Below are 24,536 nucleotides of genomic sequence, written 5' to 3' on the forward strand. Positions count from 1 at the left end.
CCGGAAGAGATAGGCGGTAATTGTTCCGGCGGGCGCCGTTTTCTCCTGTGCGCGCCGCAGCTCTGCTGGATTAACGCATCGTTATCCTTGACGTCCCATGGTGCGGCCGATCCAGGGAGACCGTATCGATGTCGAAGCTCAGCCTGTCCCTGAACGCGGTTCGGCCCGGAGGCGACGATCACCCCCGGCAGCACGTCGCCCTGCGGGACGAGGCCAGCGCGATCGCCGCGGCCGTGCGGGTCTTCGAGGACGGGCTGACGGACCTGCGCGCGGGCGTGCGGGCCGCGGACGACGCCGCGTCCGCCGCGGCGGCGGCCGACGCGGCGACCGGCCTCCTGGCCGGCATCGCCGGTCAGACCAGCCTGATGGCGCTCCGGGCCGCGATCGGGGCGGCCCGCCACGGCGGAGAGGGCCGGGGATTCGCGGCCGCGGCCGCGGAGGTCAGGGACCTGGCCGGGCAGATGGTGCGGGCGACCGACACGATCGTGGCCCAGGTCGGCCAGATCCAGGCCGCGGCGGAGCGGGCACAGGATACCGCGACCCGGGGGCAGCGCCAGGCCGCGTCCGCGCATTGAGGCCGCGCATCCCGCACCGGCGATCCGTCGCGCGGACGGGCGCCGCCCCGGGCGGCTCCGGGCGCGGCCCGGCTACTCGGCGACCGGCAGGCGCTCGCCCCGGCTGCGGGGCTCCTTGCCCCGCGCCGTCTCGTCCAGCGCGTCGGTGAACTGCAGGTTCGCGAGCTGGGCGTAGAGCGCGCCCTGAGCCAGCAGGCTCTCGTGGGTTCCGGTCTCGACGATGCGGCCGTCGTCGAGGACCAGGATGCGGTCCGCGGCGCGGATCGTGGCGAGCCGGTGGGCGATCACCAGCGTGGTCCGGCCCTGCATCAGCGTGGCGAGCGCGGCCTGGACGGCGCGCTCGGACTCGGCGTCCAGGGCCGAGGTGGCCTCGTCCAGGAGCAGGATCGGCGCGTCCTTGAGGATCGCCCGGGCGATGGCGATGCGCTGCCGCTGGCCGCCCGAGAGGGTCACGCCGCGCTCGCCCACCTGGGTCGCGTAGCCCTGCGGCAGGGCCGAGACGAAGCCGTGCGCGTTGGCGAGCTCGGCCGCGCGCCGGACCTCCGCCTCGCCGGCCTCCGGGCGGCCGTAGCGGATGTTCTCGGTGACGGTGCCGGAGAACACGACGGGGTCCTGGGGCACCAGGGCGATGCGGGCGCGCAGGCGCTCGGGATCGACCTGGGCGATGTCGGCGCCGTCGACCAGGATCCGGCCGCCCTGCGGGTCGTAGAAGCGCAGCAGCAGCTGGAACACCGTCGATTTGCCCGCGCCGGAGGGGCCCACGATGGCGATGCGCTCGCCGGGCGCGGCCGCGAAGCTGAGGCCGCCGAGGGCGGCGTGTTCCGGGCGGGTGGGGTAGGCGAAGCGCACGTCCTCGAAGGCCACCGCGCCCCGGGCCGGCTCGGGCAGCGGCAGGGCCGGGGACGGCGCGCGGATCGCGGGCTCGGCGGCGAGGATCTCGGTGAGCCGCTCGGCCGCACCGGCCGACATGGCGAGGTCGCCGTAGACCTCGGAGAGCTGCCCGAGGGCGCCGGCGCCGAACACGGCGTAGAGCACGAACTGCGAGAGCTCGCCGCCCGTCATCGTGTGGTTCAGGACGCCCTGGGCGCCGTACCACATCACCCCGACCACCGAGGCCGAGATCAGGAAGATCGCGACGCCGGTGAGCAGCGCGCGGGCCCGGATCGAGGCCTGGGCGGCGCCGTAGGCCTCCTCGGAGGCCGCCGCGAACCGGGCCGCCGTCGAGTCGGAGCGGCCGAAGGCCTGCATCGTCCGCACCGCCCCGACCGCCTCGGCGGCGTAGGCCGAGGCCTCGGCGAGCCGGTCCTGGGCCGCCCGGGAGCGCCGGCGCACGCCGCGGCCCGACACGATCAGCGGGAAGACGATGATCGGGATCGCGGCCAGCACCATCACCGACAGGCGCGGGCTCGTCACCACCATCATGGCGGTGGCGCCCACGAACAGGAACAGGTTGCGCAGCAGGATCGACACCGAGACGCCGAAGGCCGACTTGATCTGCGTCGCGTCCGCGGTGAGCCGCGAGACGATCTCGCCGGACTGCGCCCGGTCGAAGAACGCCGGATCGAGCTGGGTCAGCCGGGCGAAGACGGCGCTGCGGAGGTCGGCGACGACCCGCTCGCCCAGCGTCACCACCGTGTAGACGCGGGCCGCGCTCGACAGCGCGAAGGCCGCGACGACGCCGAGCAGGGCGAGGAAGTAGGCGTCGATCACGTTCGAGCCGTCGGCGGTGAAGCCGTGGTCGATGACCCGGCGCATGGCGATCGGGACGACCAGCGTCGAGGCCGACGCGCAGATGAGGGCGACGAGCCCCGCGGCGATCCGCGCGCGGTAGCGCAGCGCGAAGGGGAGGAGCGGCCGGAGGGCGCTCAGCGGGGCTCTGGGTCGGCCGGCCGCGGCCGCCTTGGTCTTACGGGCCATCACGCCTCACGTGTTGTCGTTCTCCCGGTCCGCGGCGCTTGTGACCGGGGAGCGGCTGCGGTATAGGCCGCCGCTCATCCGATTGCGTGTGTTCAATGGCCGCGGGCCGCCACCACGGTCGGCTTGGACGTGCCGTTGCCACGAACCCATGGTTCGGTGCAACCGGTGACATCTTCCGCATTCCGGGCCGGGCGGCGCCTCCTGCGCTTCCCGCCGGCGTGCCAGACAGGGACCAAGGTCATGGCGAAGGACGCGGCCGCGAAGGCCAAGGGGACCGAGCACCCCGATTACCACTTCATCAAGGTCGTGATGACGGACGGTACCGAGTACCAGACCCGTTCGACCTACGGGAAGGAGGGCGATACCCTCAATCTCGACATCGATCCGCTGACCCATCCGGCCTGGACCGGCGGTGAGCAGAAGATGCTCGACCGCGGCGGCCGCGTGTCGCGCTTCAACTCGCGGTTCGGCAACCTCGGCAAGCGCTGAGCGCCGCAGCCGTCACGGCGACGCTGTTCGAGACGGGCGGTCCCTGGCGGGGCCGCCCGTTTTCGTGCGCGGCGTCGCGCGGCCGCGCGCGTTATCCACAGGACGGGTTTGCGAAGATCGCCCGGACCTTGGCGCGAACCGCGCGTCCGGATGCGGGGACGGGAACGCTTCTTCTCGGACGGGCCGCGCCCGCGGCCTCCGCGGCCGGGTCCGGCCGCCGCCGGCGCATTCAAAGCGCGGCCGGGCCGTCGTATCCTTCCCCGGTCACCCGCGGTTCGCCGGAACTCCGCCGCGCGGGCGGCCCGCCTGTCCGGGGGCCGAGGCTCTCCGGACGCACTGCTAGGATCGAGATCCGATGAGACGTCTGCTGCTGCTGTTCCTCGCCCTGGTCGGTCTGGCCGTCGCGCCGGCCATGGCCGCGGACAAGATCAAGGTCGGCATCATGGGCGGGGATGCCGAAGTCCTCTGGGCGAAGGCCAAGGAGATCGCGGCCCGCGACGGGCTCGACATCAACCTGGTGGTGTTCTCCGACTACCTGCTGCCGAACGAGGCGCTCCAGTCCGGCGACCTCGACGCCAACGCCTTCCAGCACAAGCCGTTTCTCGCCAACCAGGTCAAGGCGCGCGGCTACAAGATCGTCCCCGTCGGCGAGACGATCGTGACGCCGATCGGCCTGTACTCCAAGCGGGTCAAGGCCGTTGGAGACCTGAAGGACGGGGCGCAGATCGGCATCCCCAACGACCCGTCGAACGGCGGTCGGGCGCTCCTGCTGCTGCAGGCCGAGAAGCTGATCCGCCTGAAGGACGGGGTCGGCCTGCTGCCGACGGTCTTCGACGTCGTCGACAATCCCAAGCGCCTGAAGTTCCAGGAGGTCGACGCCGCGCAGCTGCCCCGCAGCCTCGAGGATCTCGACGCCGCGGTGATCAACACCAACTACGCCGTCGATGCCGGCCTGATCCCCGGCAAGGACTCCATCGCGATCGAGTCCAAGGTCGACAACCCCTACAACAACGTCATCGTGGTCCGCCAAGCGGACACGGGCAAGCCCTGGGTGCCGAAGCTGGTCCGCGCCTTCCAGAACGACGCGATCCGCCAGATCCTGAAGGAGCAGTTCCCGGGCCAGTTCCCGGCGTTCTGAGCGTCGGGGCCGGGACGCCGGCCACGCGCGGCGGCGGCGCTCCCCGGAGCGTCGCCCGGCCCCCGCTCAGCCCTCGCTCATGCGGAAGGCCATCCGCAGCAGGCCCTGCTGCGCGGCGACGGGGCTCTCCACCGGCTGGGGCGTCGGCCGGTCCTCGGCGATCAGCGCGTCGAGGTGCAGGATGCGGCTGTGCAGGCGACGGGCCCGGAGGATCAGCTGCTGCAGGCGCATCGGCAGCAGGTTGAAATCCTGCTGCTTCGGCGGCTCGGCGGTGCCGAGCTTGACCCGGTGCTTCTCCAGGAGGGCCTCGGCCGGGGTCATCTCGCCCTCGGCGACGGCGCGCTGCACCAGCAGCCACGAGGCGATCTGCATCAGCAGCGTGGTCAGGCGCATGCTCTCGGCCGCGTAGCTGAGCGTCGCGTCCCGGGACACGAGGCGCGACTCGTCGCGGCCCTCGCCGTCGAGATAGGCGGCCGTCTCCTCGACCAGGGTCATCCCGTCGCGGAACAGCGCCTTGAAGGCTTCCGAGTTGACGTAGGACCTGCCGAAATCGACCCAGTCCTGATCGTCCCGGAACGTGACATCGAAGCCGTTCATCTGCCTCTCCTGTGCCGTCCGACGGCCCGGCTCGTTCCGATCCGGGACGCTCCGTCCGTGGCTTTCGGACGACGCCGCAATCCTAGCGCCGATTGGCCCGGACAGCAGGGTTCATGTTTTTTTAACCTTAACCCGCCGCCCGGGATCTGGAGAAGTGCCGCGGATGGCGGCACCCGCGCTCAGAACGAGGCCCGGATACCGCCGAAGACGCTGCGGCCGCTCCCGGGATAGAAGGCGGCCAGCGCGGCCGGGCCGCCGGCCGTCGCGGCGGCGTTCGCCACCACGGCGATGTCCGAGACGTAGCGGGCGTTCGTGAGGTTGCGGGCATCCACGAACAGGGCGACGCCGTCGGCGAGATCGAGGCCGGCCTCGACACCGAGCAGGGCGTAGCCGGGCACCCGCAGGGTGTTGGCGTGATCGGCGAAGGCGCCCTGCGGCACCCAGTCGAGCGACGGCGCGACGTGGAAGCCGCGCGGGTGCCGGTAGCTCAGGACGGTGCGCAGCACGTCGGCCGGGATCCCGGCGATGCGGTTGTTGCCGAAGACCGGGTCGCCGACGAACCGGAAGTCGTTGTGGGTCCAGATCTGGGTCACGCTGAGCCCGTCACCCGCCGCCGCGAGGTCGCGGACGAGGTCCAGGGTGAGCGCCGCCTCGACTCCCTGGTGGACGGAGCGGGGGGTGTTGAAGGTGGCGGCCGGGATGTTGAGGCCGGGATTGGTCGCGAAGTTGATCAGCTCGTCGCGCAGGTCCGACCGGTAGAGCGTCACGTCGAAGGCGAGGCGGTCGACGCGGCCGCGGGCGCCGGCCTCGTAGGTCCAGGCGCGCTGCGCCCGCAGGGGCACGAAGGTGGTGCTCAGGAGGTTCTGCTGCACGAGGTCGGAGAAGTCCGGCACGTCCCGGGACCGGACGACGTCGCCGAAGATCTGGATGTCGGGCCGCGGCTGCCACAGCAGGCCGACCTTCGGGTTGACGCCCGCGTAGGTCACGTCGGCGAAGCGCGGGTTCGGGTTGCCCGGCAGCCCGCCCTTGTCGCTGAAGGTCCGGTTCGACGAGAACGCCTTCGCGCCGGTCATCAGCGCCACGTCCGGCAGGAACCAGAAGCGGTTCTCGCCGTAGGCCTCGAGGCTCGAGGCGCTCTGCAGGGCGTTGAGCGTCTGCGCCCCCCGCTGCCCGCGGACGTTGACGAATTGCAGCGCGGAGTTCTGGCCCGCGAAGGCGCGCAGGCCGAGCACCACGTCGTCGCGGAAACCCCCGAGTTCGAAGGTCCCGGCCCAGTGCGGGCTGATCCCGTAGGTCCAGCCGTCCTGGTCGATCGCCTGGAAGATCGGGTGGTACAGGCTCTTGTGGATCGCCCAGGTGTCGACGTCGAGCTTGCCCACGTCGAGCAGGAACGAGGTGCGGTTCGCGATCCGCTCCGTCTCGACCTTGCGGGACTGGTTGCCGGTAATCGCCGTGGGGTTGGCCAGCGTCGGCGTCGAGAGGCTCTGGCCGAGGGTCAGGGTGCCCGGGAGCTTCTGATCGGTGAGGTAGGTGCCGAGATAGAAGCGGGTCTCGATGTCGGGCGCGATCCGGTAGCCGATATTGGCGTTGAAGTTCTTCGTGGCCTGGGCCTCGTGGGCGCGGAACCCGTCGGAATTGGTCAGCGTCGCGTTGACCAGACCGTCGAGCGGCCCGTCGATGCGGGACATCTGCGCCTGCTCGCGGATCGTGCCGAAGCTGCCGCCGTCGACCCGCAGGATGTTGGGCGCCAGCGCGGTGTAGGCCGTGGGTGTGACGGCGTTGACGGCGCCGCCGAGCGTCGTCGCCCCGAAGGTCAGGGCGTTGCCGCCCTTGTAGACCTCCACCGAGCGCAGGGCGAGCGGGTCGACCTGATAGAAGTCGCCGCTCCCGTCCGCGAGGTTGAGCGGGATCCCGTCCTGCAGCAGCTCCAGCCCGCGCAGGTGGAAGGCGCGGGCGATGCCGGAGCCGCGGACCGACAGGCGCAGCTCCTGCCCGTAGCGCTCCTGCACGTAGACGCCGGGCACGTCCTTGAGCACGTCGCGGAGCGTGTTGGTGTAGCGGTCCTGGAGCGCCGCGGCGTCGACGAAGGCCACGGAGCCGACGGTCCCCGCGAGGGCGGCCCTCTGGCGGTCGACGCTCGGCACCGAGAGCGAGCCGCGGGTCTCGTCCGACGGCGCGTCCGTCGCGGCGGCGCCGACGACGCTGAGTTCGGACAGGGTGACCGAGGCGGCGGACGGTGCCTGGGCCGCGGCCGGCGTCGCGCAGGTGAACAGCAGGAGCGCGGCGCGGCGGCCGGCCCGGAACTGGCGGGGCATGGGGCGGGATCCGTGTCTGGCGATCGGGAAGGCGGGGCGATCGGTCAGACGACGGGCGGGGCGCGGGCTCCGAGGCCGGGACGCGGGGGCGCCCGCGGGAGGGCGACGCGCCGCGGCCGTGGGGCGGCGGCCGCGACGGGTCGGGCGACCGGGACGGCGGCGACGGCCGACGGCCTGGGCAGGGTGGCGGGGCCGGCCGCGTGGCAGGCGACGCAGCAATCCCCGCGGTGAGGGGCCGGCAGCTGTTTGCCGGTCGGTGCCAGATCGGTCGGGCCGCCGTCGGCGAGGCAGAGGACGTGGTCCGGCCCCGCGGCGGCGGAGGCCAGGCCGCCGAGGACGCCCTGCAGCGCCAGGGCGTAGAGGGCGAGGAGCGCCACGATCCGGGCGAGCGCGCGTGCCGGCCGCGCGGGGGCGACCCGAAGGTCCGCGCGGCCGCGACGGCCGGGCGCCGCGGCGGCCCGGCCTCGTGGATCTGCTCGCGTCACGGCTGTCGCCCGGCGGCCGAAGCTCCGTCCCGGGCGGCTAGTGCTGGTGCTGGTGCTGGCCGCCCGGCGCGCCCGCGCCGATCGGCGCCACCGTGAAGGTCACCGGCACGGCGCCGGCGCGCTGGAAGGTGAGCGTCCCGGCGACCGTCTCGCCCGCCTTCGGCGCGCCGGTCAGGTCCTCGAACATGAGGTGATAGCCGCCGGGCTTCAGCTCCACGGTCTCGCCGGGCTTGATGGTCAGGCCGTTCGTGACCGGCGCCATCTTCATGACGCCGCCCTCCATCGACATGGAGTGGATGTCGCTGCTCTTGGCGAACGGCACCGTGGCGCCCGTGAGCGTGTCCGGGGCGCTCCCCGTGTTGGTGATGCGCACGTACCCGCCGGCGACCTTGGCGCCGTTCGGCGTGGCGCGCAGCCACGGCGTCTCGATCGTCAGGTCACCGGCCTTCACGGTCGTCGCGGCCGCGGCCGTCCCCGCGGCCGGCGCGCCGCCCGCCTGGGCGACCTGGACGATCCGGAAGGACGGCGCGGCCGCCTTCAGGTCGTGAGCGTCCTGACCGGCCTTGGGGATCTCCGACCAGGAATAGCTGCCCTCCGCGCAATCCTGCTGGACCGGGACGTAGACGGTCGCGCCGGGCTCGAAGGTGCCGGCGACCTGCGCCAGGAAGGTGAACTCGTCGACCTGATCGTCCGGAAGGGAGCCGCCGCTCCACGTGATCGACGTCACGCCCTCCGCGGCCGTGCCGTGATGGGTCGCGTAGGTCTTGGCGTAGGGTCCGCGCGTCGTCGCGAGGGTCCAGCCGGGTTTCGGCATCGGCTTGGCGCCGATCAGGCCCTCCGGGATGGTGACGCTCACGCGGGTCGTCGGCTTGCCGTTGCAGCCGTGCATGATCTGGACGACGCCGCGATACGAGGCGCCGGGGGCTGCCTGCTTGCGTTCCAGCACCGCGTGGGCCTGCGCCGCGGAGGCGAGCAGCCCGAGGCCGAGGGCGGCCGAGACAAGGGTCTTCATGGGAATACATCCGTCCTGAGGGATCCGAGAGGTGGTGATCGCTCAGGCGGTCGGCGGCCCCCTCGGGGACGCGATGGTGCCGGGCGGCGCGCGGGCGCCGACGCTCCGATTGAGGGGCCAGGCCGGCCGCAGGTCCGCGGTCGCGACCCATCGGAAGCCGACGGACGGGGGGCGCGGCGGGAGCGCCGGGCCGGTGGCCTGGGCCGCCGTGCAGCAATCGCCGTGGTCGTGGGGGACGGGCGCGCCCGGTGGAGCGGACGCGTCGGCATGCTGCGCGCAGAGGCCGTCGGTCGCCGCCGGCACCGGCATCAGGCCGCCGAGAAAGGCCTGGAGCAGCAGGGCGTAGAGCGCCAGCAGGGCGACGACGGCCCGCAGGGCCGGCCCGACACGTCGATCCGAAAGGGCCTCGCCCGAATCCATGCTGCTCCCGCGCGCCGTCCGAACCGGACCGCTATGGCATCCCTGCCACACCGGCGCGGCGATGGCTGTTGCCAGGGTGCCGCAGACGGACGCCGCGTGCGCTGGCGCACGGCGATGCCACATTCCGGCCCCTTCGATAGGGAGTCTTAACGCCATCCCGACACCGTGGCGCCCGAGACAATCCGCTCCCGTCACGACCTGACGAACCCCGGACCAGAGCCAGCGACCGATGCGCAAGAAGGCACAAAACCGGTTCCCCGCGATCCTCGGCGTCGCCGCCCTCGGCGCGCTCGGCATCGGCGGCGCCCAAGCCCGCGATCAGGGCAACTATGCCCAGGCCGAGTGGGCGCAGGACTACGCCTCACCCGCCGGCATGCAGGTGCAGCGCGAGACAGTGCCGATCCTCTCGCCCCAGACCGTGACGTCCACCGAGCAGATGGTGGAGCGCTACAAGGACATCGTCGCCCGCGGTGGCTGGCGGCAGGTGTCCGGCGCCGACCACCTGCGGATCGGCTCGCGCGGCCCGGCCGTGGCGGCCATCCGCCAGCGCCTGATCGTCACCGGTGACCTCGATCCGGCCGCGGGCGGCTCGGGCGTGTACGATTCGTACGTCGCCGCGGGCGTGAAGCGGTTCCAGGCCCGGCACGGCCTCAGCCAGACCGGCGCGATGACGATGGCCACCCAGCAGGCCATGAACGTGCCCGCCGACGTGCGCCTGCGCCAGCTCGAGATCAACGTCGTGCGCCTGCGCTCCTACTCGGGCGATCTCGGCCGGCGCTTCGTGATCACCAATATCCCGGCCGCGCTCGTCGAGACGGTCGAGAACGGTCAGGTCGTCACGCTCCACGCCGCCGGCGTGGGTAAGATCGACCGCCAGTCGCCGATCATGAACACCAAGGCGACGCAGATCAATTTCAACCCGACCTGGACGGTCCCGGCTTCCATCGTGAAGAAGGACCTGATCCCGAAGATGCAGAAGGATCCGAACTACCTCACGGACAACAAGATCCGGATCCTGTCGAACGGGTCCGAGGTCTCGCCGAAGTCGGTGAACTGGTTCTCGGACGAGGGCACCCGCTACACCTACCGGCAGGATTCGGGCGCCGACTTCAACTCGATGGGCATCGTCCGCATCAACATCCCGAATCCCTACGGCGTGTTCATGCACGACACGAACACCAAGGGCGTGTTCGGCGACGATTTCCGCTTCATCTCCTCGGGCTGCGTGCGCGTGCAGAACGTGCGCGAGTACATCACGTGGCTGCTGAAGGATACGCCCGGCTGGGACCGACAGAAGGTCGAGGAGGCGATCGAGAGCGGCAAGCGCATCGACGCCAACATCTCCCAGCCGGTGCCGGTCTACTGGACCTACATCACCGCCTGGTCGACCCCGGACGGCATCGTCCAGTTCCGCGACGACATCTACAAGCGTGACGGCGTGAACGTGCCCTCGACCATCGGCGCGCCGACCCCGGTCGCCAGCGCCGAGCCGATGCCGCAGACCTTCGAGCCCGGCGACGAGGAGTAGTCGGACCCGCGGGCGCCGGCCGCTCCCGGCGACGCCCGCCCGTCGAACCCGATCCGAGGCCCGCACCTCTGCCGAGGCGCGGGCCTCGCGCGTTCGGGGCCGCGCCTGTCATCCGGAGGTCAAACGCGTCTGATTGGCCGCGGAGGCAGCGTCCCGGATGCCGGTTGCCGGCCTCCCGCGGGACGCCGCGCCGCGAAGCCGTGCAGGAGCCATCGATGTCGCGCGACACCCAGCCCGGAGGCCTGACCCGCCGGAGCACCATGGCGGGCGCCGCCGCCCTCGGCCTTGTCGCGGGCCGGGCCGGCGCGCAGGAGCCCGCCGAGGCCGCCGAGGCCACCGGGATCGTCTCCGCGCGCGACGCGGCCGGCGCGGAGCCGATCCCGCTGCCGGGCGTGCTGGTGTCCAACGGTCGCGAGATCGCGCGGACCGATGACCGCGGCCGCTACCGCCTGCCGATGCCGGGCGACGGCGCGGTCTTCGTCATCAAGCCGCCGGGCTACGCCCTGCCGCGCGACGCCGACAACGTGCCGCGCCACTCCTACATCCACCAGCCCGGGGGCACGCCCGCCGAGCTGGGCCTGCGCTATCGCGGCCTCGCGCCCACCGGGCCGCTCCCGGCCTCGATCGACTTCACCCTGACCCGGGCGGACGAGCCGGACGACTTCGACGTCGTGCTGTTCACAGATCCCCAGCCCGAGAGCCGGTTCGAACTTGACCACGTGCGCGACACCGCGGTCGCCCGCGCCATGGCGATCCCGGCCGCCTTCGGCCTGACCACAGGCGACGTGCTGTTCGACGATCTCTCGCTCTACGGCCGGTCCAACCGGATCGTCGGGCGGATCGGCCTGCCCTGGTACAGCCTGCCGGGCAACCACGACCTCAACATGCAGGCGCCGGACGCGCGCTACAGCCGCGAGACCTGGAAGCGGGTGTTCGGCGCGCCGACCTACGCGTTCCGGCACGGCCGGGCGTGGTTCGTGATGCTCGACAACGTCGAGTGGCTCGGGCCGCCGGTGCCGGTGGGCGCCAACACCTACCGGGGCCGGATCGGCGACCGCGGCCTGGCCTTCCTGCGCAACCTCCTGGCCGAGATCCCGCGGGACGACCTGATCGTGCTGGCCATGCACATCCCCCTGCACACCGAGACAGGCCCCGAAGAGCCCCGCACCCACACCACGGACCGCGCCGCGCTCCTCGACCTGCTCGCCGGCCGCAAGGTGCTGAGCCTCGCCGGCCACACCCACACGACCGAGCACCACTACCTCGCCGACGGGCACCACCATCACGTGCTCACCGCTGTCTCGGGCTCGTGGTGGAGCGGTCCCGACACCCGCACGGGCATCCCCTCGGCCGACAGCCGCGACGGCACGCCGAACGGGTTCCACGTCCTGTCGATCCGCGGCACCGACTACACGACGCGCTACGTCGCCGCGCAGGGTCAGCCGGACGAGACCATGCGGATCCTGTTCGAGAGCGAGCTGCGGGCCGGCGCGCCCGAGGTGGTGCGCTGGACCCGGCCGGTGCAGGGGCTGCGGCCGCCGGTGCCGCAGGACGCGCTCGCCGACACGACCCTGGTGGTGAACGTGTTCGACGGCGGCCCGCGCACGCGCCTCGCGTTCCGGGTCGGGGACGCGACGCCCCGGCCGATGGCGCGCACCCGCCGCCCCGACCCGTTCGTCACCGAGCTCTACGAGCGCTACCCGGAGACGAAGAAGAGCTGGGTGAAGGCGGTGCCCTCGACCCATATCTGGACGGCGCGGCTCCCGGACGACCTCGCCCCGGGCGCCCACCGGGTGACCGTGGAGGGCGCGGACGAGTACGGCCGCCCGATCCGCGGCTGCACGGTGCTGGAAGTCACCGGCGAGCGCGGCCGTGGCTGAGCGGGGGCGCCGGTCGTCCGGCGCCCCCGCGGGTCACGCCGCCAGCTGGCGGGCGCCGTGGCCGCCCTCCTGGATCTCCTCGACGATCTTCGCGCAGAAGGCGTCGAGGTCGCCCGGGTTGCGGCTCGTGACGATGCCGTGGTCGGTCACGACGTCCTTGTCGTGCCAGCGGCCGCCGGCATTGATCACGTCGGTCCGGATCGAGCTGAACGAGGTCAGGTCGCGGCCCTTGGCCGCGCCGGTCTCGATCAGCAGCCACGGGGCGTGGCAGATCGCGGCCACGACCTTGCCGGACGTCAGGAAGCTCCTGATCAGGGCGAGGGCCCGGGGCTCGAGCCGGAGCTTGTCCGGGTTGATCTGGCCGCCCGGGAGGACGAGGGCGTCGTAGGATGCCGGGTCGACCTGCTCCAGGTCGGTGTCGACCGCGACCTCCCGGCCCCAGTCGGTCTTGTCCCAGCCGCGGATCGTGCCCTTGCTCTGGCGCGATTGCGGGGCGGCGACGGTCACCGCGGCTCCGGCCTCGGCCAGCTTGGCCTGCGGGACGGTCAACTCGCTCTCCTCGAAGCCGTCGGTGGCGAGGATCAGGATCTTGGCTTGGCGGATGTCGGGCATGGCGGGTCTCCGGTTCGGGGATCTGCCCGGCTAACGGAGGCTCGTGCCGCCCGTTCCCGCGGCCCTCGGCCGCCCGGCCGCGTCCGGGAGCGGACGCCGGACCGGTGATCGGAACCCCCGCGAAGGCGGCCCGTTGGTCCCCATCCCAGCCACTAGGAGTCGCGTCATGGCCAATCCCGGCCTTCCCGAGCCCACGCCCGGCGACCTGCCACCGCCCCCACCGACGCCCGAAGAGGAGCCCGATATCGGCCCGACCGGCCCGCGCACGCCCTATCCGGTAAACGATCCGGGGATCGGCGAACCCGGCGGTCCGGGCTCCGAGCCGGACATCTTCCCCGGCACGCCGACGGATCCCGGGACGCGCATGTGACGGCGCCCGCGACGACGGTGCGCCCGGCCGTCAGTGACCGCCGTGCGAGGTCCGCACGTCGCGCGGGGCATTGAGGATCTCGGAGAGGCTCGTCACGACGTGGCGGGCCTCTTCGTCCGTCAGGCGGAGCTGGAACGGCGGCAGAGCGCCGGCCTGCAGGGCGACCACCGCCTGGCCCTCGTCGTCGGTACCGACCTCGATGGCCGACGACGTCACGTCGAGCATGGCGACCTCCTCGTCGCCCATCTCGTCGGCCATGTCGGGCTCGTCCGTATCGTCGATCGCCGTGAGGAGTTGCCCGACGGCGCGCACCAGCGCCCGGGCGGCGCGGGCATCCATCACCACCGCCGTCGCCTGATCGTCCTTCTGGAAGGAGAGCTGGATGTTCGCACCGTCCAGCGAGACCGAGATGCCTGCCATGTATCGTCCAGAGCCACGCGCCTTAACTGCTTGAGCGCATTCCGTATATGCATCGTGAATGCCCGGAATCACAGGGGGCGGTGCCGCGCGGCCCCCTCCCGATCCCGGCCTGCGACGCAGATGATACGCCGCCCATGCCTTGTTGCGGCCGCAGCCTGCGCCTAAATACGTCCTCGGGGGGCTTATCCACCGAGGCTGACGCTGTTCAAGGTTCAGCGACTCGCGCCCCGCCGCACTGGCCAAATCCAGAAAGACCGTGGTGCATCACGCGGCCCTCGTGCCGCGCGGATGGCCTATGGACGAACGAGGTACACTACGTGAATACCGGCACTGTGAAGTGGTTCAATGAGACCAAGGGCTACGGTTTCATCCAGCCCGACGATGGCGGCAAGGACGTGTTCGTCCACATCTCGGCCGTCGAGCGCGCCGGGATGCGCAACCTGATCGAAGGCCAGCGGATCGCTTACGAGATCCTCACGGACAAGCGCAGCGGCAAGGACGCCGCCGGCAACCTGCAGGCGGCCTGACCGTCGCGGGTTCCGAGGCGCCTCCCGCGCCCTCAGTGCGCCGAAGTGTGCAACTGAGGATTGCGGGTGGCGCATGAAGCGGCCGCCAGACGCGGTTCCCCCTTCCGACGCTGCCTGCCCGGGCGAGACTACCCGGGTTCCGGTCGCGTCGGAGGCAATATCCCAGAAACGACGCCGGGCGCAGCCAACGTCCGGTCCAGAAAAGAAAAGAAAAGAAAAGACAGTGATGTTATTCGAGTACACACGGCGCCGCGGCGTCCGTTCCCCCGTCACCGATGCCCCGACCTTCCGGGTCGGCAAGCTGGCGCGGGCCAAGACCGCGGACCAGACCGGGGCCGATCTCAGCGACCTGATCGACCGGTCCTACAACTACCACTCCCCGCGTGAACTGCACTGGCATCTCGCCGAGCGTCTCGGGCTCGCGCCCGCCGCGGTGAAGATCCGCGAGACCGCGACGGCCTGAGGCCGCTCGCCGCGGACACGCGGGGCCTCGGCCTCAGCGGTCCCAGGCGGCGAGCACCGGGTCGCGCAGACCCAACGGCGCGGCGAGCAACTCGCCGTGCACCGGGTCGGCGCGATTGTACGGCGTCGCCGCCCCGTAGAAATCGCAGACCACGCCGCCCGCCTCGCGCAGAACGAGGTCGGCGGCGGCCAGATCCCAGTCGCGGGCATTCCCGGAGATCATCCCGATATCGACCGTCCCGTCCGCCACGCGGGCGAGCCTCAGGGCGAGGGACGGGATCCGCGCGATCACCTCGAAATCCGGGTCCGCTCCGGCGCCCCGGGCCAGGCGGTCGAGCATCGGCTTCGGGCCGGTGACGCGGGCGCCGGGCAGGCTCTGCCTGGTATCGACGCGGATCGGTTCGCCGTTCCGCGTCGCGCCGCGCCCGCGCACGGCCTCGTAATCCGCGTCGCCCACCGGCGCGTGGACGAAGCCGATCAGCGGCTCGCCGCCCGACAGGAGCGCCACCGCGATCGACCAGTCCGGATGGCCCGACAGGAACGCCCGCGTCCCGTCGATCGGATCGACGATCCACACGAGGTCGTGGCCGAGGCGCGCCGGGTCGTCGGCGGTCTCCTCCGACAGCCATGCCGCCCGCGGCACGAGGGCGCTCAGACGCACCTTCAGGAAGGCATCGACCGCGACGTCCGCCTCGGTCACAGGCGAGCCGCCGGCTTTCGACCAGATGCGGGCCGAAGTCTGCCCGCCGAGCCTGAAGAACGGCCGCGCGATGTCGGCGGCCTCGCGCATCACGGCGCGCAACTCCGGCATCAGGGCGGATACGGCATCGTCGGTGAGAGGCTCTGGCATCGCGCTCCGCGTGGAATCCGTGCGGCCCGCGAGGGCCCCGCCGGCCCGCCCGTCCGGCGGGCGGACGTCCGGGCCCGCTTGGGCTCACCCGGTCGGGCTGAGAAGACCCGGCGCGGAGGATCGCGCGCCTGGTCGCCCCGTTGTACGGCGGCGCCCGCAGCGCCACAAGGATGCTGGTTGATCGATCGATAACGACCGATCTGCGCAAGGAAATGTTGAGCATTCAAGGAAGCATTGAGCATTCCGCAAATGACAGCGCTGTCCAGATTCGCTTAACGACGGCTCTTAAGCGGTGCGGAGGAGTTCGGGTGCGATTTTGCTTGGCATAACGGACGGCCCGACAGGGGTCGCCACTTGCTCCAGGGACTCGGACCGATGAACACTTCCCCGGCCACGGACAAAAGCCACGCAGGACACCCGATGCACGGTGCCGACACCGCGCCCCGCTTCGTCGCTTCGCCGCTGCCGGTGATCGGCCGCACCCCCGGCGCGCGCCGGGCGGTCGGGATCGCGCTCGCCTACGCCACCGAGGACGCGGAGATCGTGGGCGCCGATCGGTTCAGCCTGATCCTCGTCGACGCCGAAGGCGACGTGCTGCAGCGCCTCGGCAGCTTCGAGGAGGACGACGTGGTCGCCTTGTGGCGCGACATCGCGGCGCGGGCGGGCCTCGTGCGGATGATCGTCCGGGAGGACGGCCTCCTCGTCCCGGTCTCCCAGCAGATCGGCCGGCTGATTCTCGGTCAGGTCCGCATCCGTCGCCGCCACGCCGGTCTCGGCCGCCGTCGCCCGCGCTTCCTGGCCCGCCGCAAGACGGGCCGGCTGCCCGCGCGCCCGCAGATCTTCCGCGGCGAGAACGAGATCATCGCCCGCACCTGAGGGTGCCGACGGTGCCTAGAACAGGTTGCGCAGCAGCGCGTCGGCGGTGAGGCCGACGAACAGGATCAGGCCCGCGTCCCGGTTCGACCGGAACAGCGTGAGAGCCCCGCGCCCGTCGCGCTCGCGCAGCGACAGGACCTGCCAGGCGAGGTGCCCGGCGAAGGCGGCGACCCCCAGATACCCGACGAGCCCCGCTCCGGCCCCGCACGCGGCCAGCACCACGAACAGGGCGGCCAGCGCGTAGCAGAGCCCGACGGCGAGCCGCACGTGCCGGCCGAACAGGCGGGCCGAGGAGCGGATCCCCGCGATCTCGTCGTCCTCGATATCCTGCACCGCGTAGATCGTGTCGTAGCCGATCACCCAGCACAGGGCGCCCGCGTAGAGCAGGAGCGCCGGCGGATCGAGGCGGGCGAACACCGCGGCCCAGCCCATCAGAGCCCCCCAGGCGAAGGCCAGTCCCAGGATCGCCTGCGGCAGCGGCATGACCCGTTTCATGAACGGGTAGATCGCCACCGGCAGCAGCGAGCAGAGACCGATGATCACCGCCTCCGCATTGAACTGCAGCAGGACGGCCAGCCCGATCAGGGCCTGGATCACCAGGAACAGGGCGGCGTGGCGCGGCCGCACCTGCCCGGAGGGCAGGGGGCGCAGGCGCGTGCGCTCGACCTGCGCGTCGAGGTCGCGGTCGGCGATGTCGTTGTAGGTCGAGCCCGCCCCGCGCATCGCCACGGCGCCGATCAGGAAGAGCAGGCAGTGCCAGGGGTCGGGAAAGGCCTGGTCCGCGGCGATCGCCGCCAGGGCGGCCGACCACCAGCAGGGCAGGAGGAGGAGCCACCAGCCGATCGGCCGGTCGATCCGAGCCAGGCGCAGGTACGGGCGCCAGGGCCGGGGCGCCCGCCGGTCGACCCAGTGCCCGGAGACCGCGTCGGCCGGCCGCCCGTCGTCAAACACCGTGCCGTTCATCGGTCGGATCTCCGGTCGTCCCGCACGTGAGTCCCCCGCCGCTGCCGAGGGGGGACCCGCGCCGGATCCGCGATCCTCTCAGACGATCTCAGAGAGCGCCCTGCGGCAGCTTGAAGCTTCCGGTCAAGCCCGGGCCGCCGAGCAGCCCGCCGCCGCCGCCGCCCGCCTGGGCCTGCGCCTGGGCGCGGGCCTGCGCCTCCATCTTGGTCGCCTGGGCGGCGACGCTGCAGATCTTGGTGCGGATACCGCTGACCTTCACGTGGTCGGCCTTGAAGCCCTCGGCGAAGGAATCGGGGATCGAGCACCATTCCTTGTTGGCGGCGATCCACTTGATGCCCTCCGCGCCGTTGGACTGGAGCTTCCCGAACAGGGCGCAGGCCTCCTGCGGGGTCATCTTCTTCTTGGACTGCGACGCCGCATTGGCGCGGCCGACCAGAGCCTTGCGCTCGGCCAGGGTCTTCTGGATGGCACCGCATTCCGGTGCCGCGCTCTGCGCGAACGCCGCCGTGCCGAACAGGACGGTGCCGACCAGCACCGCCGCCCCCAGCTTCAGACTCCCCTTCGCCATTCCGCGACTCCCTCGACGCCCCTGCCGAATCCGCGAGCGGCCGGCTCTCTTCCGTTCCGTTGGGTTCGCCATAGGATTGTGGCGTCATTCGAGCGGCAAACCGGCTGCGCCATGCACCGGTGGACTGGCTGCCGAAAACCGGGGCTCGTAACCATTCGGCAACACTTTCGGTCGCGGTCCCCGCGTTGACAGGCCCGCCGGCCCGCGCGACCACGCCGCCATGCCGGCCTATGACTTCACCGCTCCGCGCCTCCACGTCGCGGCCGATCTCGCGGCGGGGGTGATTCTGCCCCTCGACCGGGCTCAGGCGAACTACCTGCTCAACGTGCTGCGCCGGGGGCCGGACGATCCGGTCCTGGTCTTCAACGGCCGCCACGGCGAGTGGCGCGCCCATCTGGTTCAGACCGGGCGCAAGGGCGCCGACCTGCACGTCGCCGCGCAGACGCGTCCGCAGCCCGCGGGCGCCGACCTTCACTACCTGTTCGCCCCGCTGAAGAGCGCGCGCCTCGACTATCTCGCGCAGAAGGCGGTGGAGATGGGGGCCGGGACGATCCGACCGGTCATCACCCGGTTCACGCAGGGCGATCGCGTGAACATGGACCGACTGCGGGCCAACGCGGTCGAGGCCGCCGAGCAGTGCGGGATCCTGGCGATTCCCGATTGTCCGGAGCCCGAGCGCCTGCCGGCCGCACTCGCGGGCCTCGCGCCCGGGCGGCTCCTCGTGTTCTGCGACGAGGACGCGCCCGTGCGCGACCCGGTGGCGGCCCTGCGGGCGGCCGGCGACCCGCTGGCGCCCCCTCCGCTCGCCGTGCTGGTCGGTCCCGAAGGCGGCTTCTCCGAGGAGGAGCGGGCGCTGATCCGGGCGCGGCCGAACACCGTGGCGCTCTCCCTGGGGCCGCGCATCCTGCGGGCCGACACCGCCGCCGTCGCCGTGTTGACGCTGGTGCAGGCGGTGCTCGGCGACGCGCGCTGACGCGCGCTGCCCCGATCCATGTGTGCCCGCGCACATGGAAGGACCGCGCCGGTCGATTGTTTCCCCGGATCAGACGTGAAGCGGCGCGCCGGTCGAGACCGCCGCGTTGTGGGTTCACGGCGGCTCGATTATGTCCCGGATCGGACGCCGCCTGCGCCGCGTGCTCATCGGGGTCGGGGGCGGGTGTCCGCCCGGATCCCGCTCGCGAGAGCGGGTTTGTACCGGGTGGATCCGCCGGAGCAGTCCGGCGCGCCCGTTCCCAGGCACAAGTCAGACGCACGGGCAGGCAGCGCATGGCGCGCGACAGCAACGACACCACGCCGCTCACCACGCGCGCCGAACTGATCGAATGGTTCGCGGCGGGCGAGAAGCCGCGCGCGCGCTTCGCGATCGGCACCGAGCACGAGAAGATCCCGTTCTATCGGGAGAACCGGGCGCCGGTCCCCTACGAGGGGGACCGCGGCATCCGGGCGCTCCTGGAGGGGCTCGCCCGCGAGACCGGCTGGGAGCCGATCCTCGATCTCGGCAACATCATCGGCCTGTCGGCGGAGGCGGGCGGCGCGATCTCGATCGAGCCCGGCGGCCAGTTCGAGCTGTCGGGCGCGGCGCTCCCCGACGTGCACGCCACGGCGGCGGAACTCGCCACGCACCTCGCCGCGGCGAAGCGGGTGGCCGATCCCCTGGGAATCGGCTTCCTGACGCTGGGCATGAGCCCGAAATGGCGCCGGGACGAGACCCCGGTCATGCCCAAGAGCCGCTACCGGATCATGGCTGGCTACATGCCGAAGGTCGGGTCCCTCGGTCTCGACATGATGCTGCGCACCGCCACCGTGCAGGTGAACCTCGACTTCGCCTCCGAGGCCGACATGGTGCGCAAGATGCGCGCGTCCCTGGCGCTGCAGCCGGTCGCGACCGCGCTCTTCGCCAACTCGCCCTTCACCGACGGCCGGCCGAACGGCTTCCTGTCGCGCCGGTCCGAGATCTGGCGCGACACGGATGCCCACCGGACCGGGATGCTGCCCTTCGCCTTCGACGCGGGGTTTGGCTACGAGGCCTACGTCGACTGGCTGCTCGACATGCCGATGTACTTCGTCAAGCGGGGCGACACCTACCACGACGTGTCGGGCGCCTCGTTCCGCGACCTGATGGCCGGCAAGCTCCCCCAGCTGCCGGGCGAGTTCGCCACGGTCTCGGACTGGGCCAACCACGCTTCCACGGCCTTCCCCGAGGTGCGGCTCAAGCGCTTCCTGGAGATGCGCGGCGCCGATGTCGGCGGCCCCGGCATGATCGCCGCCCAGGCCGCCTTCTGGACCGGTCTCCTCTACGACGACTCGGCCCTCGACGCGGCCATCGACCTCGTGAAGGGGTGGAGCCTCGCCAACCGCGAGGCCGCGCGCGCCACGGCGCCGCGCCTGGGGCTCGCGACGCCGGTGGCCAATACCACGCTCGGGGCCGTCGCCGCCGAGGCCCTGGCGATCGCCCGCGCGGGCCTCCGGGCGCGGGGCCGCCGCGACGCCGAGGGCCGGGACGAGGTGATCTACCTGCAGCCGCTCGAGGCCGTTGTCGCGGCCGGGCGGACGCGAGCCGAGGATCTCCTCGCCGACTACGAGGGGCGCTGGGGCGCCTGCGTGCGTCCGGCCTTCACGGAATGCGTCTTCTAGCACCCGGCTGAGCGGCTCACGCCGCCCGCGCGAATCGCCGTTGGAACCTGCTAATAGAACGTTCTGACAAGGCGCGACGCCCGGGGAGAGGCCGCATCATGATCCGCATCATCGCCGTCATCCTCGCCGGTATGGCTTCCGTTCCGGTGGCCTCGAGCACGGCGCGAGCGGCGGACCTGGCGCGGTTGGAGGGCGCTGGGCCGGCCCCGGGGCGCTGGCATCACGGGGCCGGCGGCCGGATCGCCGGCACCGTGGCCGCGCGGGGGCGGCCGCAATACAGCTACTACGGCGAGTACGGCTATCCCGCGCCGTTCGGCTACGGTTACGCCTACACGCCGGTCCCGAGCCGCGGCTTCGAGTACGGCTACAACGGTCCCCGCTATGTCTGGACGGCGCCGGACAGCTATGCCGGACCCGCCTTCGGCTATCACGTGTGGTGAGGACGCCGCTGGCGCCGGAGCGCGGCGATGCCTATGACGCGCCGGGGCCGGCATCCGCGCCGGTTCGGGAGCTTCCGGCGTGCGGGACGAGGATCCGGACTGCGTCGACCTCGACCTGAGCGGCCTGAAATGCCCGCTCCCGGTCCTGCGCACCCGGAAGGCGCTGCGCGGCCTCGCCGCCGGCCGGACGCTGGTGGTGACCTGCACCGACCCACTGGCCGCCCTCGACATCCCGAACCTCGTGCGCGAGGAGGGCGCCCGCCTCGACGCCGCCGAGCGCCTCGAGGGGCCGCCCGCGGGGCGCCTGCGCTTCCGCATCACCGTGTCCGCAAGGCCGCCGCATTCCTGAACGATCCGTCGGGCTCCAGGAGCGAGGCGAGATCGGAATGGCACCACGGATCGGGGGCGTGCGCCTCGTACATGACGGCTGGGCGCGCTACCTCGTCGCCGAGGTGATGCAGGAGGACGGGAGCCGCATCACGCGGGAGATGGAGGATCACGGCCGGGCGGTCGCGGTGCTCCCCTACGATCCGGAGCGGCGGGTCGCCACGCTCGTCTCGCAGTTCCGGGCGCCGGTCCTCTACTCGGGCGGGCCGCCGAGCCACATCGAGGTGCCGGCCGGGCTCCTCGACGAAGGCGCCTCCGAGGACGAGGCGCGGCGCGAGGCGATGGAGGAGACGGGCCTGCGCCTCAGCGCCCTCGACTTCGTCGCCAGCGCCTGGTCGATGCCGGGGATCTCCACGGAACGGATGGACCTGTTCCTCGCCGCCTACGGCGAGGCCGACCGGACCGGCACCGGCGGCGGTCTCGCCGCCGAGGGCGAGGCCGTGGCGGTCCACGAGATCCCGCTGCCGGAACTGGCCGCCATGGGCCGCCGCGGCGCGATCACCGACATGAAGTCGCTGACGCTGCTCTTCGCGCTCCAATTGCGACGGCCGGACCTGTTCGCGGAGCGGCGCTGAGGTCAGCCGGCGCGCCGCCGGAACTGGTCGCGCGCGGCGAGGCCGATGAAGCGCCACGACTTGATGAAGTAGCGCCGGAACAGCCGGCGCGGCGCCTGCAGGAACCGGTAGATCCACTCGAGCCCGAGGCGCTGCATCAGCCGCGGGGCGCGCGGCAGGAACCCGGCGGCGACGTTGAGGGCGTCGCCGACGCAGAAGACCACCGGCTCGCCGAGCGTCTGCCCGTGGCGATCCACCCAGATCTCGGATTTGGGCGCGCCGACGCCCATCACCAGCAGCGTCGTCCCGTGGGCGCGGATCCGCTCCGCCAGGGCGCGGCTGTAGGCCGCGTCGTGCTCGAAGCCGAAGGGCGGCACGGCGCTCGCCACGGCGCCGGGCGGAAGGCCCGCCGCCTGCAGCCGGGTCGCCAGCGCGTCCGCCGCGTCCTGTCGGGCGGAGACGAAGAAGACCCGCCGCGCGAAGGCCGGCGGGTCGGCCAGGACGCAGCCCAGGAGATCGTGGCCGGTTATCCGGTGAACGGGCTGGGCGCACGCCTTCCGGGCCAGCCAGACCAGCGGCATCCCGTCGAGGGTCCGGGCCGCGGCGCGCGCGTAGGCCTCGCGGAACGGCGCGTTCTCGCTGAGCTGGACGATGTGATCGACGTTCGCCGTCACGATCATGCGCGGGCGACCATCACGCCGGGCCGCGACGTCGGCCACGAGGGTCGCGGCGGGACCGGTGTGAAACCGGTAGCCGAAGAGTTCGACGGTCGCGCCCGTCTGCGGCGATTCGGACGCCGCGGGGGCCGGGGCGCTCACCGTGTGTGCCTCCCCGAGGACCGGATCCATAGCGCCCAGGTAGAGGCTGATCTCGCCGATGTCACGCATCGGCGGCCCGGAAGCTCGCGGCCGGCCGGGTGGCGGCGCGCAGGCTGCGGCGACGGTCGCTGTCGGCGCCGAGCAGCAGGGCGATGCCGCCGCCGAGCAGCAGGCCGAGGACGAGCGCCACCGGCAGGACGATCTTGGGGGAGGGCGGGAAGGTCCGCTGGCGCGCCGGGACCGCGGCCGAGATGATCCGGACGTTGGTGGTGTTGAGCCGCTCCTGCTCGCTCGCCTCGCGGGCGCGCTTCAGATAGGCCTCGTAGATGCCGCGGCGGGCGTCGAGGGTCCGCTCCAGCTCGCGCAGGCCGACATAGGCCCGGTCGCTGGACGCGGTCTCGTTCTTCACCCGGTCGAGATTGGCCCGGATCGCGGCCTCGCTCGCGGCGGCGCGGTCGTAATCCTTCTGGGTCGTCTCGATGATCCGCTCCTTCTCGCGCTGGATCAGGCGCTGCAGGTCGCGCTGCTGGGCGTACTGCTCGGCCATGGCCGGGTGGCGCTCGCCGAGGCGGGTGGCGAGCTCCGCGGTGTTGCGGGACAGCGTGGCGTATTGCTGCCGCAGGGCCTGCATCTCCAGGCTCTGCAGCATTTCGGGAAGGGCGGTGCTGGGATCCGACGAGCGCATCCGGCGCGCCTGATCGAGGCGCGACTTGGCCTCCGCGGTCTTGATGGAGGCGGTGACGAGCTGCTGGTTCAGGTCGCCGAGCTGCTGGTCGGTGAGCAGGCGGCCGCTGGCGGCCACGAGCTTGTGATCCTCGCGGTAGCGCACCACGGCGCTCTCGGCCTGCTCGACGTCGCGCTTGAGGCTGTTGAGCCGCCCCGCCAGGGCGTCGGAGGCGCGCCGCGCGGTCTCGGTCCGGGCCGCGGCCTCCTCGGCGAAGTAGGCGTCGCCGACGGCGTTGGCGATGCGGGCGGCCTTCTCGGGATCGCGCGACTGAACGGAGACGTCGATCACGAAGGTCCGCTCGGCCCGCCGGACAGTGAGCCGGTTCTGCAGCGTGTCGAGGGCCGTGAAGACCGGGTCGCGGCTCGCCGGCGGGGGCAGCATGCCCAGCGCGCCCTTGATCCAGGTGAGGGTCGGGTTGTTGCCGTCCGGCAGCACGAACTCGTCGTCCTGGTCGAGGTGGAGCTTGGCGATCACCCGGCGCAGGACGCTGTCGGACTGGATCACCCGCACCTGGCTCTCGGCGATCGACACGCCGCTGTCGGCCTGGGGCTGGCGCGCGTTCACGTCGTTCTCGACGACGCGCAGGTCGCTCGGATCCACCAGGATCTGGATGCTCGACGTGTAGCGGGGCGGGATCAGGCCGAGGAGCGCCACCGCGACGGCGACCATGAACAGGCCGCCCAGCACGATGAAGCCGCTGCCGCGCCACAGCCGCCGCAGGATCACGCGGCCGTCCGTCGGCGGCGCGACCTGCGGCAGCACCATCCGCACGGGCCGTTCGCCGCTCATCCGCGTCGAGAAGTCGAACATACGCCTCGCTCCCTGACCTGCCTCGGCGGAGACCGCCGCCCGTCACCCGCCCCGTCGCCCGTTCCCTTTCTGACCAGCTCCGTGCCGATCTGGAACAGGTGCCCGCCCGAGGCGCTGCCTTCTTCGGGAGCCCAGCAATCAACATACCGGACCAGTAGTGTC

At 72.2% G+C, this 24,536-nt stretch carries 27 protein-coding genes; 14 read left to right on the top strand and 13 right to left on the bottom strand.

Going from position 1 to position 24,536, the window contains the following annotated elements:
• Positions 1 to 128: 128 nt before the first annotated feature.
• Positions 129 to 575, top strand: coding sequence for a methyl-accepting chemotaxis protein (locus ACLBYB_RS07460; RefSeq protein WP_447698391.1), 447 nt, complete (start codon positions 129 to 131; stop codon positions 573 to 575).
• A gap of 72 nt (positions 576 to 647) precedes the next feature.
• Here ACLBYB_RS07460 and ACLBYB_RS07465 read toward each other — a convergent pair whose 3' ends face one another.
• Positions 648 to 2,492, bottom strand: a complete 1,845-nt coding sequence (locus ACLBYB_RS07465) for an ABC transporter transmembrane domain-containing protein (RefSeq protein WP_020090684.1) — start codon at positions 2,490 to 2,492, stop codon at positions 648 to 650.
• A gap of 240 nt (positions 2,493 to 2,732) precedes the next feature.
• Between ACLBYB_RS07465 and rpmE the strand changes: the two genes are divergently transcribed.
• Both rpmE and ACLBYB_RS07475 read left to right on the top strand, forming a co-directional pair.
• Complete coding sequence (gene rpmE / locus ACLBYB_RS07470; RefSeq protein WP_012322259.1) at positions 2,733 to 2,981, top strand: 50S ribosomal protein L31; 249 nt, start codon at positions 2,733 to 2,735, stop codon at positions 2,979 to 2,981.
• Between the two features lie 355 nt (positions 2,982 to 3,336).
• Positions 3,337 to 4,119: a MetQ/NlpA family ABC transporter substrate-binding protein gene (locus ACLBYB_RS07475; protein WP_447698392.1), complete on the top strand. Its 783-nt coding sequence runs from the start codon at positions 3,337 to 3,339 to the stop codon at positions 4,117 to 4,119.
• 66 nt (positions 4,120 to 4,185) lie between these two features.
• Here the strand turns inward: ACLBYB_RS07475 and rcdA are convergent, their stop codons facing one another.
• The 5 genes from rcdA to ACLBYB_RS07500 form a co-directional block, all read right to left on the bottom strand.
• Complete coding sequence (gene rcdA, locus ACLBYB_RS07480; protein WP_020090682.1) at positions 4,186 to 4,716, bottom strand: protease adaptor protein RcdA; 531 nt, start codon at positions 4,714 to 4,716, stop codon at positions 4,186 to 4,188.
• A 179-nt stretch (positions 4,717 to 4,895) separates the two neighbouring features.
• Positions 4,896 to 7,031: a TonB-dependent receptor family protein gene (locus ACLBYB_RS07485; RefSeq protein ID WP_447698393.1), complete on the bottom strand. Its 2,136-nt coding sequence runs from the start codon at positions 7,029 to 7,031 to the stop codon at positions 4,896 to 4,898.
• Between the two features lie 44 nt (positions 7,032 to 7,075).
• Positions 7,076 to 7,516 carry a hypothetical protein gene (locus ACLBYB_RS07490; protein ID WP_447698394.1) on the bottom strand — a complete coding sequence of 147 codons (441 nt, stop codon included), beginning with the start codon at positions 7,514 to 7,516 and terminating at the stop codon, positions 7,076 to 7,078.
• A 37-nt stretch (positions 7,517 to 7,553) separates the two neighbouring features.
• On the bottom strand, positions 7,554 to 8,528 hold the full coding sequence (locus ACLBYB_RS07495; protein WP_331299363.1) for a DUF1775 domain-containing protein: 975 nt from the start codon (positions 8,526 to 8,528) through the stop codon (positions 7,554 to 7,556).
• Positions 8,529 to 8,570: 42 nt separating this feature from the next.
• Positions 8,571 to 8,948, bottom strand: a complete 378-nt coding sequence (locus ACLBYB_RS07500) for a hypothetical protein (protein ID WP_447698395.1) — start codon at positions 8,946 to 8,948, stop codon at positions 8,571 to 8,573.
• 229 nt (positions 8,949 to 9,177) lie between these two features.
• Between ACLBYB_RS07500 and ACLBYB_RS07505 the strand changes: the two genes are divergently transcribed.
• Together ACLBYB_RS07505 and ACLBYB_RS07510 are read left to right on the top strand one after the other, a co-directional pair.
• A complete protein-coding gene (locus ACLBYB_RS07505) occupies positions 9,178 to 10,476 on the top strand; it encodes a L,D-transpeptidase family protein (RefSeq protein ID WP_020090677.1) in 1,299 nt (432 codons plus the stop codon).
• A 215-nt stretch (positions 10,477 to 10,691) separates the two neighbouring features.
• Positions 10,692 to 12,356 carry a calcineurin-like phosphoesterase C-terminal domain-containing protein gene (locus tag ACLBYB_RS07510; RefSeq protein ID WP_447698396.1) on the top strand — a complete coding sequence of 555 codons (1,665 nt, stop codon included), beginning with the start codon at positions 10,692 to 10,694 and terminating at the stop codon, positions 12,354 to 12,356.
• A 33-nt stretch (positions 12,357 to 12,389) separates the two neighbouring features.
• Here the strand turns inward: ACLBYB_RS07510 and ACLBYB_RS07515 are convergent, their stop codons facing one another.
• Positions 12,390 to 12,968 (bottom strand): type 1 glutamine amidotransferase domain-containing protein, encoded by a 579-nt coding sequence (locus ACLBYB_RS07515; RefSeq protein ID WP_056531689.1) that lies wholly within the window; start codon positions 12,966 to 12,968, stop codon positions 12,390 to 12,392.
• Between the two features lie 166 nt (positions 12,969 to 13,134).
• Between ACLBYB_RS07515 and ACLBYB_RS07520 the strand changes: the two genes are divergently transcribed.
• Positions 13,135 to 13,338 carry a hypothetical protein gene (locus tag ACLBYB_RS07520; protein ID WP_012322267.1) on the top strand — a complete coding sequence of 68 codons (204 nt, stop codon included), beginning with the start codon at positions 13,135 to 13,137 and terminating at the stop codon, positions 13,336 to 13,338.
• 30 nt (positions 13,339 to 13,368) lie between these two features.
• Here the strand turns inward: ACLBYB_RS07520 and ACLBYB_RS07525 are convergent, their stop codons facing one another.
• Entirely contained in the window at positions 13,369 to 13,758 is a 390-nt protein-coding gene (locus ACLBYB_RS07525; RefSeq protein WP_020090673.1) for a hypothetical protein, read from the bottom strand.
• A 317-nt stretch (positions 13,759 to 14,075) separates the two neighbouring features.
• Here ACLBYB_RS07525 and ACLBYB_RS07530 point away from each other — a divergent pair, with 317 nt between their 5' ends.
• Together ACLBYB_RS07530 and ACLBYB_RS07535 are read left to right on the top strand one after the other, a co-directional pair.
• Positions 14,076 to 14,285, top strand: coding sequence for a cold-shock protein (locus ACLBYB_RS07530; RefSeq protein ID WP_012322269.1), 210 nt, complete (start codon positions 14,076 to 14,078; stop codon positions 14,283 to 14,285).
• Between the two features lie 226 nt (positions 14,286 to 14,511).
• Positions 14,512 to 14,748 (top strand): AsnC family transcriptional regulator, encoded by a 237-nt coding sequence (locus tag ACLBYB_RS07535; protein ID WP_091679178.1) that lies wholly within the window; start codon positions 14,512 to 14,514, stop codon positions 14,746 to 14,748.
• A gap of 33 nt (positions 14,749 to 14,781) precedes the next feature.
• Here ACLBYB_RS07535 and ACLBYB_RS07540 read toward each other — a convergent pair whose 3' ends face one another.
• Positions 14,782 to 15,597, bottom strand: a complete 816-nt coding sequence (locus ACLBYB_RS07540) for an inositol monophosphatase family protein (RefSeq protein ID WP_447698397.1) — start codon at positions 15,595 to 15,597, stop codon at positions 14,782 to 14,784.
• Between the two features lie 420 nt (positions 15,598 to 16,017).
• Between ACLBYB_RS07540 and ACLBYB_RS07545 the strand changes: the two genes are divergently transcribed.
• Positions 16,018 to 16,473, top strand: coding sequence for a DUF6101 family protein (locus tag ACLBYB_RS07545; RefSeq protein ID WP_447698398.1), 456 nt, complete (start codon positions 16,018 to 16,020; stop codon positions 16,471 to 16,473).
• A gap of 15 nt (positions 16,474 to 16,488) precedes the next feature.
• On the opposite strand, the gene ubiA is transcribed toward ACLBYB_RS07545, so the two are convergent.
• Together ubiA and ACLBYB_RS07555 are read right to left on the bottom strand one after the other, a co-directional pair.
• Positions 16,489 to 17,436, bottom strand: a complete 948-nt coding sequence (ubiA, locus tag ACLBYB_RS07550) for a 4-hydroxybenzoate octaprenyltransferase (RefSeq protein WP_447698399.1) — start codon at positions 17,434 to 17,436, stop codon at positions 16,489 to 16,491.
• Between the two features lie 88 nt (positions 17,437 to 17,524).
• On the bottom strand, positions 17,525 to 18,004 hold the full coding sequence (locus tag ACLBYB_RS07555; RefSeq protein ID WP_020090668.1) for a hypothetical protein: 480 nt from the start codon (positions 18,002 to 18,004) through the stop codon (positions 17,525 to 17,527).
• A 220-nt stretch (positions 18,005 to 18,224) separates the two neighbouring features.
• Here ACLBYB_RS07555 and ACLBYB_RS07560 point away from each other — a divergent pair, with 220 nt between their 5' ends.
• The 5 genes from ACLBYB_RS07560 to ACLBYB_RS07580 all read left to right on the top strand — a co-directional run bounded on the left by ACLBYB_RS07560 (position 18,225) and on the right by ACLBYB_RS07580 (position 22,040).
• Positions 18,225 to 18,977, top strand: coding sequence for a 16S rRNA (uracil(1498)-N(3))-methyltransferase (locus tag ACLBYB_RS07560; protein ID WP_056531698.1), 753 nt, complete (start codon positions 18,225 to 18,227; stop codon positions 18,975 to 18,977).
• Between the two features lie 293 nt (positions 18,978 to 19,270).
• Positions 19,271 to 20,638, top strand: coding sequence for a glutamate--cysteine ligase (locus tag ACLBYB_RS07565; RefSeq protein ID WP_447698400.1), 1,368 nt, complete (start codon positions 19,271 to 19,273; stop codon positions 20,636 to 20,638).
• 98 nt (positions 20,639 to 20,736) lie between these two features.
• Positions 20,737 to 21,078 carry a hypothetical protein gene (locus ACLBYB_RS07570; RefSeq protein WP_447698401.1) on the top strand — a complete coding sequence of 114 codons (342 nt, stop codon included), beginning with the start codon at positions 20,737 to 20,739 and terminating at the stop codon, positions 21,076 to 21,078.
• 79 nt (positions 21,079 to 21,157) lie between these two features.
• A complete protein-coding gene (locus tag ACLBYB_RS07575) occupies positions 21,158 to 21,427 on the top strand; it encodes a sulfurtransferase TusA family protein (protein WP_020090664.1) in 270 nt (89 codons plus the stop codon).
• A gap of 37 nt (positions 21,428 to 21,464) precedes the next feature.
• Positions 21,465 to 22,040 carry an NUDIX domain-containing protein gene (locus ACLBYB_RS07580; protein WP_026604542.1) on the top strand — a complete coding sequence of 192 codons (576 nt, stop codon included), beginning with the start codon at positions 21,465 to 21,467 and terminating at the stop codon, positions 22,038 to 22,040.
• 2 nt (positions 22,041 to 22,042) lie between these two features.
• Here the strand turns inward: ACLBYB_RS07580 and ACLBYB_RS07585 are convergent, their stop codons facing one another.
• Entirely contained in the window at positions 22,043 to 22,906 is an 864-nt protein-coding gene (locus ACLBYB_RS07585; protein ID WP_447698402.1) for a WecB/TagA/CpsF family glycosyltransferase, read from the bottom strand.
• Positions 22,899 to 24,374 carry a GumC family protein gene (locus ACLBYB_RS07590; protein WP_020090661.1) on the bottom strand — a complete coding sequence of 492 codons (1,476 nt, stop codon included), beginning with the start codon at positions 24,372 to 24,374 and terminating at the stop codon, positions 22,899 to 22,901. Before ACLBYB_RS07590 ends, ACLBYB_RS07585 begins: the two co-directional genes overlap by 8 nt.
• Between the last annotated feature and the right edge of the window lie 162 nt (positions 24,375 to 24,536).

The organism is Methylobacterium sp. D54C (assembly GCF_053345595.1).

Excerpts from the sequence above, each read along its gene's own strand:
- ACLBYB_RS07460 (WP_447698391.1), top strand. The coding sequence starts at position 129 with ATGTCGAAGCTCAGCCTGTCCCTGAACGCGGTTCGGCCCGGAGGCGAC.
- ACLBYB_RS07465 (WP_020090684.1), bottom strand. The coding sequence starts at position 2,492 with ATGGCCCGTAAGACCAAGGCGGCCGCGGCCGGCCGACCCAGAGCCCCG.
- rpmE (WP_012322259.1), top strand. The coding sequence starts at position 2,733 with ATGGCGAAGGACGCGGCCGCGAAGGCCAAGGGGACCGAGCACCCCGAT.
- ACLBYB_RS07475 (WP_447698392.1), top strand. The coding sequence starts at position 3,337 with ATGAGACGTCTGCTGCTGCTGTTCCTCGCCCTGGTCGGTCTGGCCGTC.
- rcdA (WP_020090682.1), bottom strand. The coding sequence starts at position 4,716 with ATGAACGGCTTCGATGTCACGTTCCGGGACGATCAGGACTGGGTCGAT.
- ACLBYB_RS07485 (WP_447698393.1), bottom strand. The coding sequence starts at position 7,031 with ATGCCCCGCCAGTTCCGGGCCGGCCGCCGCGCCGCGCTCCTGCTGTTC.
- ACLBYB_RS07495 (WP_331299363.1), bottom strand. The coding sequence starts at position 8,528 with ATGAAGACCCTTGTCTCGGCCGCCCTCGGCCTCGGGCTGCTCGCCTCC.
- ACLBYB_RS07500 (WP_447698395.1), bottom strand. The coding sequence starts at position 8,948 with ATGGATTCGGGCGAGGCCCTTTCGGATCGACGTGTCGGGCCGGCCCTG.
- ACLBYB_RS07505 (WP_020090677.1), top strand. The coding sequence starts at position 9,178 with ATGCGCAAGAAGGCACAAAACCGGTTCCCCGCGATCCTCGGCGTCGCC.
- ACLBYB_RS07510 (WP_447698396.1), top strand. The coding sequence starts at position 10,692 with ATGTCGCGCGACACCCAGCCCGGAGGCCTGACCCGCCGGAGCACCATG.
- ACLBYB_RS07515 (WP_056531689.1), bottom strand. The coding sequence starts at position 12,968 with ATGCCCGACATCCGCCAAGCCAAGATCCTGATCCTCGCCACCGACGGC.
- ACLBYB_RS07520 (WP_012322267.1), top strand. The coding sequence starts at position 13,135 with ATGGCCAATCCCGGCCTTCCCGAGCCCACGCCCGGCGACCTGCCACCG.
- ACLBYB_RS07525 (WP_020090673.1), bottom strand. The coding sequence starts at position 13,758 with ATGGCAGGCATCTCGGTCTCGCTGGACGGTGCGAACATCCAGCTCTCC.
- ACLBYB_RS07535 (WP_091679178.1), top strand. The coding sequence starts at position 14,512 with ATGTTATTCGAGTACACACGGCGCCGCGGCGTCCGTTCCCCCGTCACC.
- ACLBYB_RS07540 (WP_447698397.1), bottom strand. The coding sequence starts at position 15,597 with ATGCCAGAGCCTCTCACCGACGATGCCGTATCCGCCCTGATGCCGGAG.
- ACLBYB_RS07545 (WP_447698398.1), top strand. The coding sequence starts at position 16,018 with ATGCACGGTGCCGACACCGCGCCCCGCTTCGTCGCTTCGCCGCTGCCG.
- ubiA (WP_447698399.1), bottom strand. The coding sequence starts at position 17,436 with ATGAACGGCACGGTGTTTGACGACGGGCGGCCGGCCGACGCGGTCTCC.
- ACLBYB_RS07555 (WP_020090668.1), bottom strand. The coding sequence starts at position 18,004 with ATGGCGAAGGGGAGTCTGAAGCTGGGGGCGGCGGTGCTGGTCGGCACC.
- ACLBYB_RS07560 (WP_056531698.1), top strand. The coding sequence starts at position 18,225 with ATGCCGGCCTATGACTTCACCGCTCCGCGCCTCCACGTCGCGGCCGAT.
- ACLBYB_RS07565 (WP_447698400.1), top strand. The coding sequence starts at position 19,271 with ATGGCGCGCGACAGCAACGACACCACGCCGCTCACCACGCGCGCCGAA.
- ACLBYB_RS07570 (WP_447698401.1), top strand. The coding sequence starts at position 20,737 with ATGATCCGCATCATCGCCGTCATCCTCGCCGGTATGGCTTCCGTTCCG.
- ACLBYB_RS07580 (WP_026604542.1), top strand. The coding sequence starts at position 21,465 with ATGGCACCACGGATCGGGGGCGTGCGCCTCGTACATGACGGCTGGGCG.
- ACLBYB_RS07585 (WP_447698402.1), bottom strand. The coding sequence starts at position 22,906 with ATGCGTGACATCGGCGAGATCAGCCTCTACCTGGGCGCTATGGATCCG.
- ACLBYB_RS07590 (WP_020090661.1), bottom strand. The coding sequence starts at position 24,374 with ATGTTCGACTTCTCGACGCGGATGAGCGGCGAACGGCCCGTGCGGATG.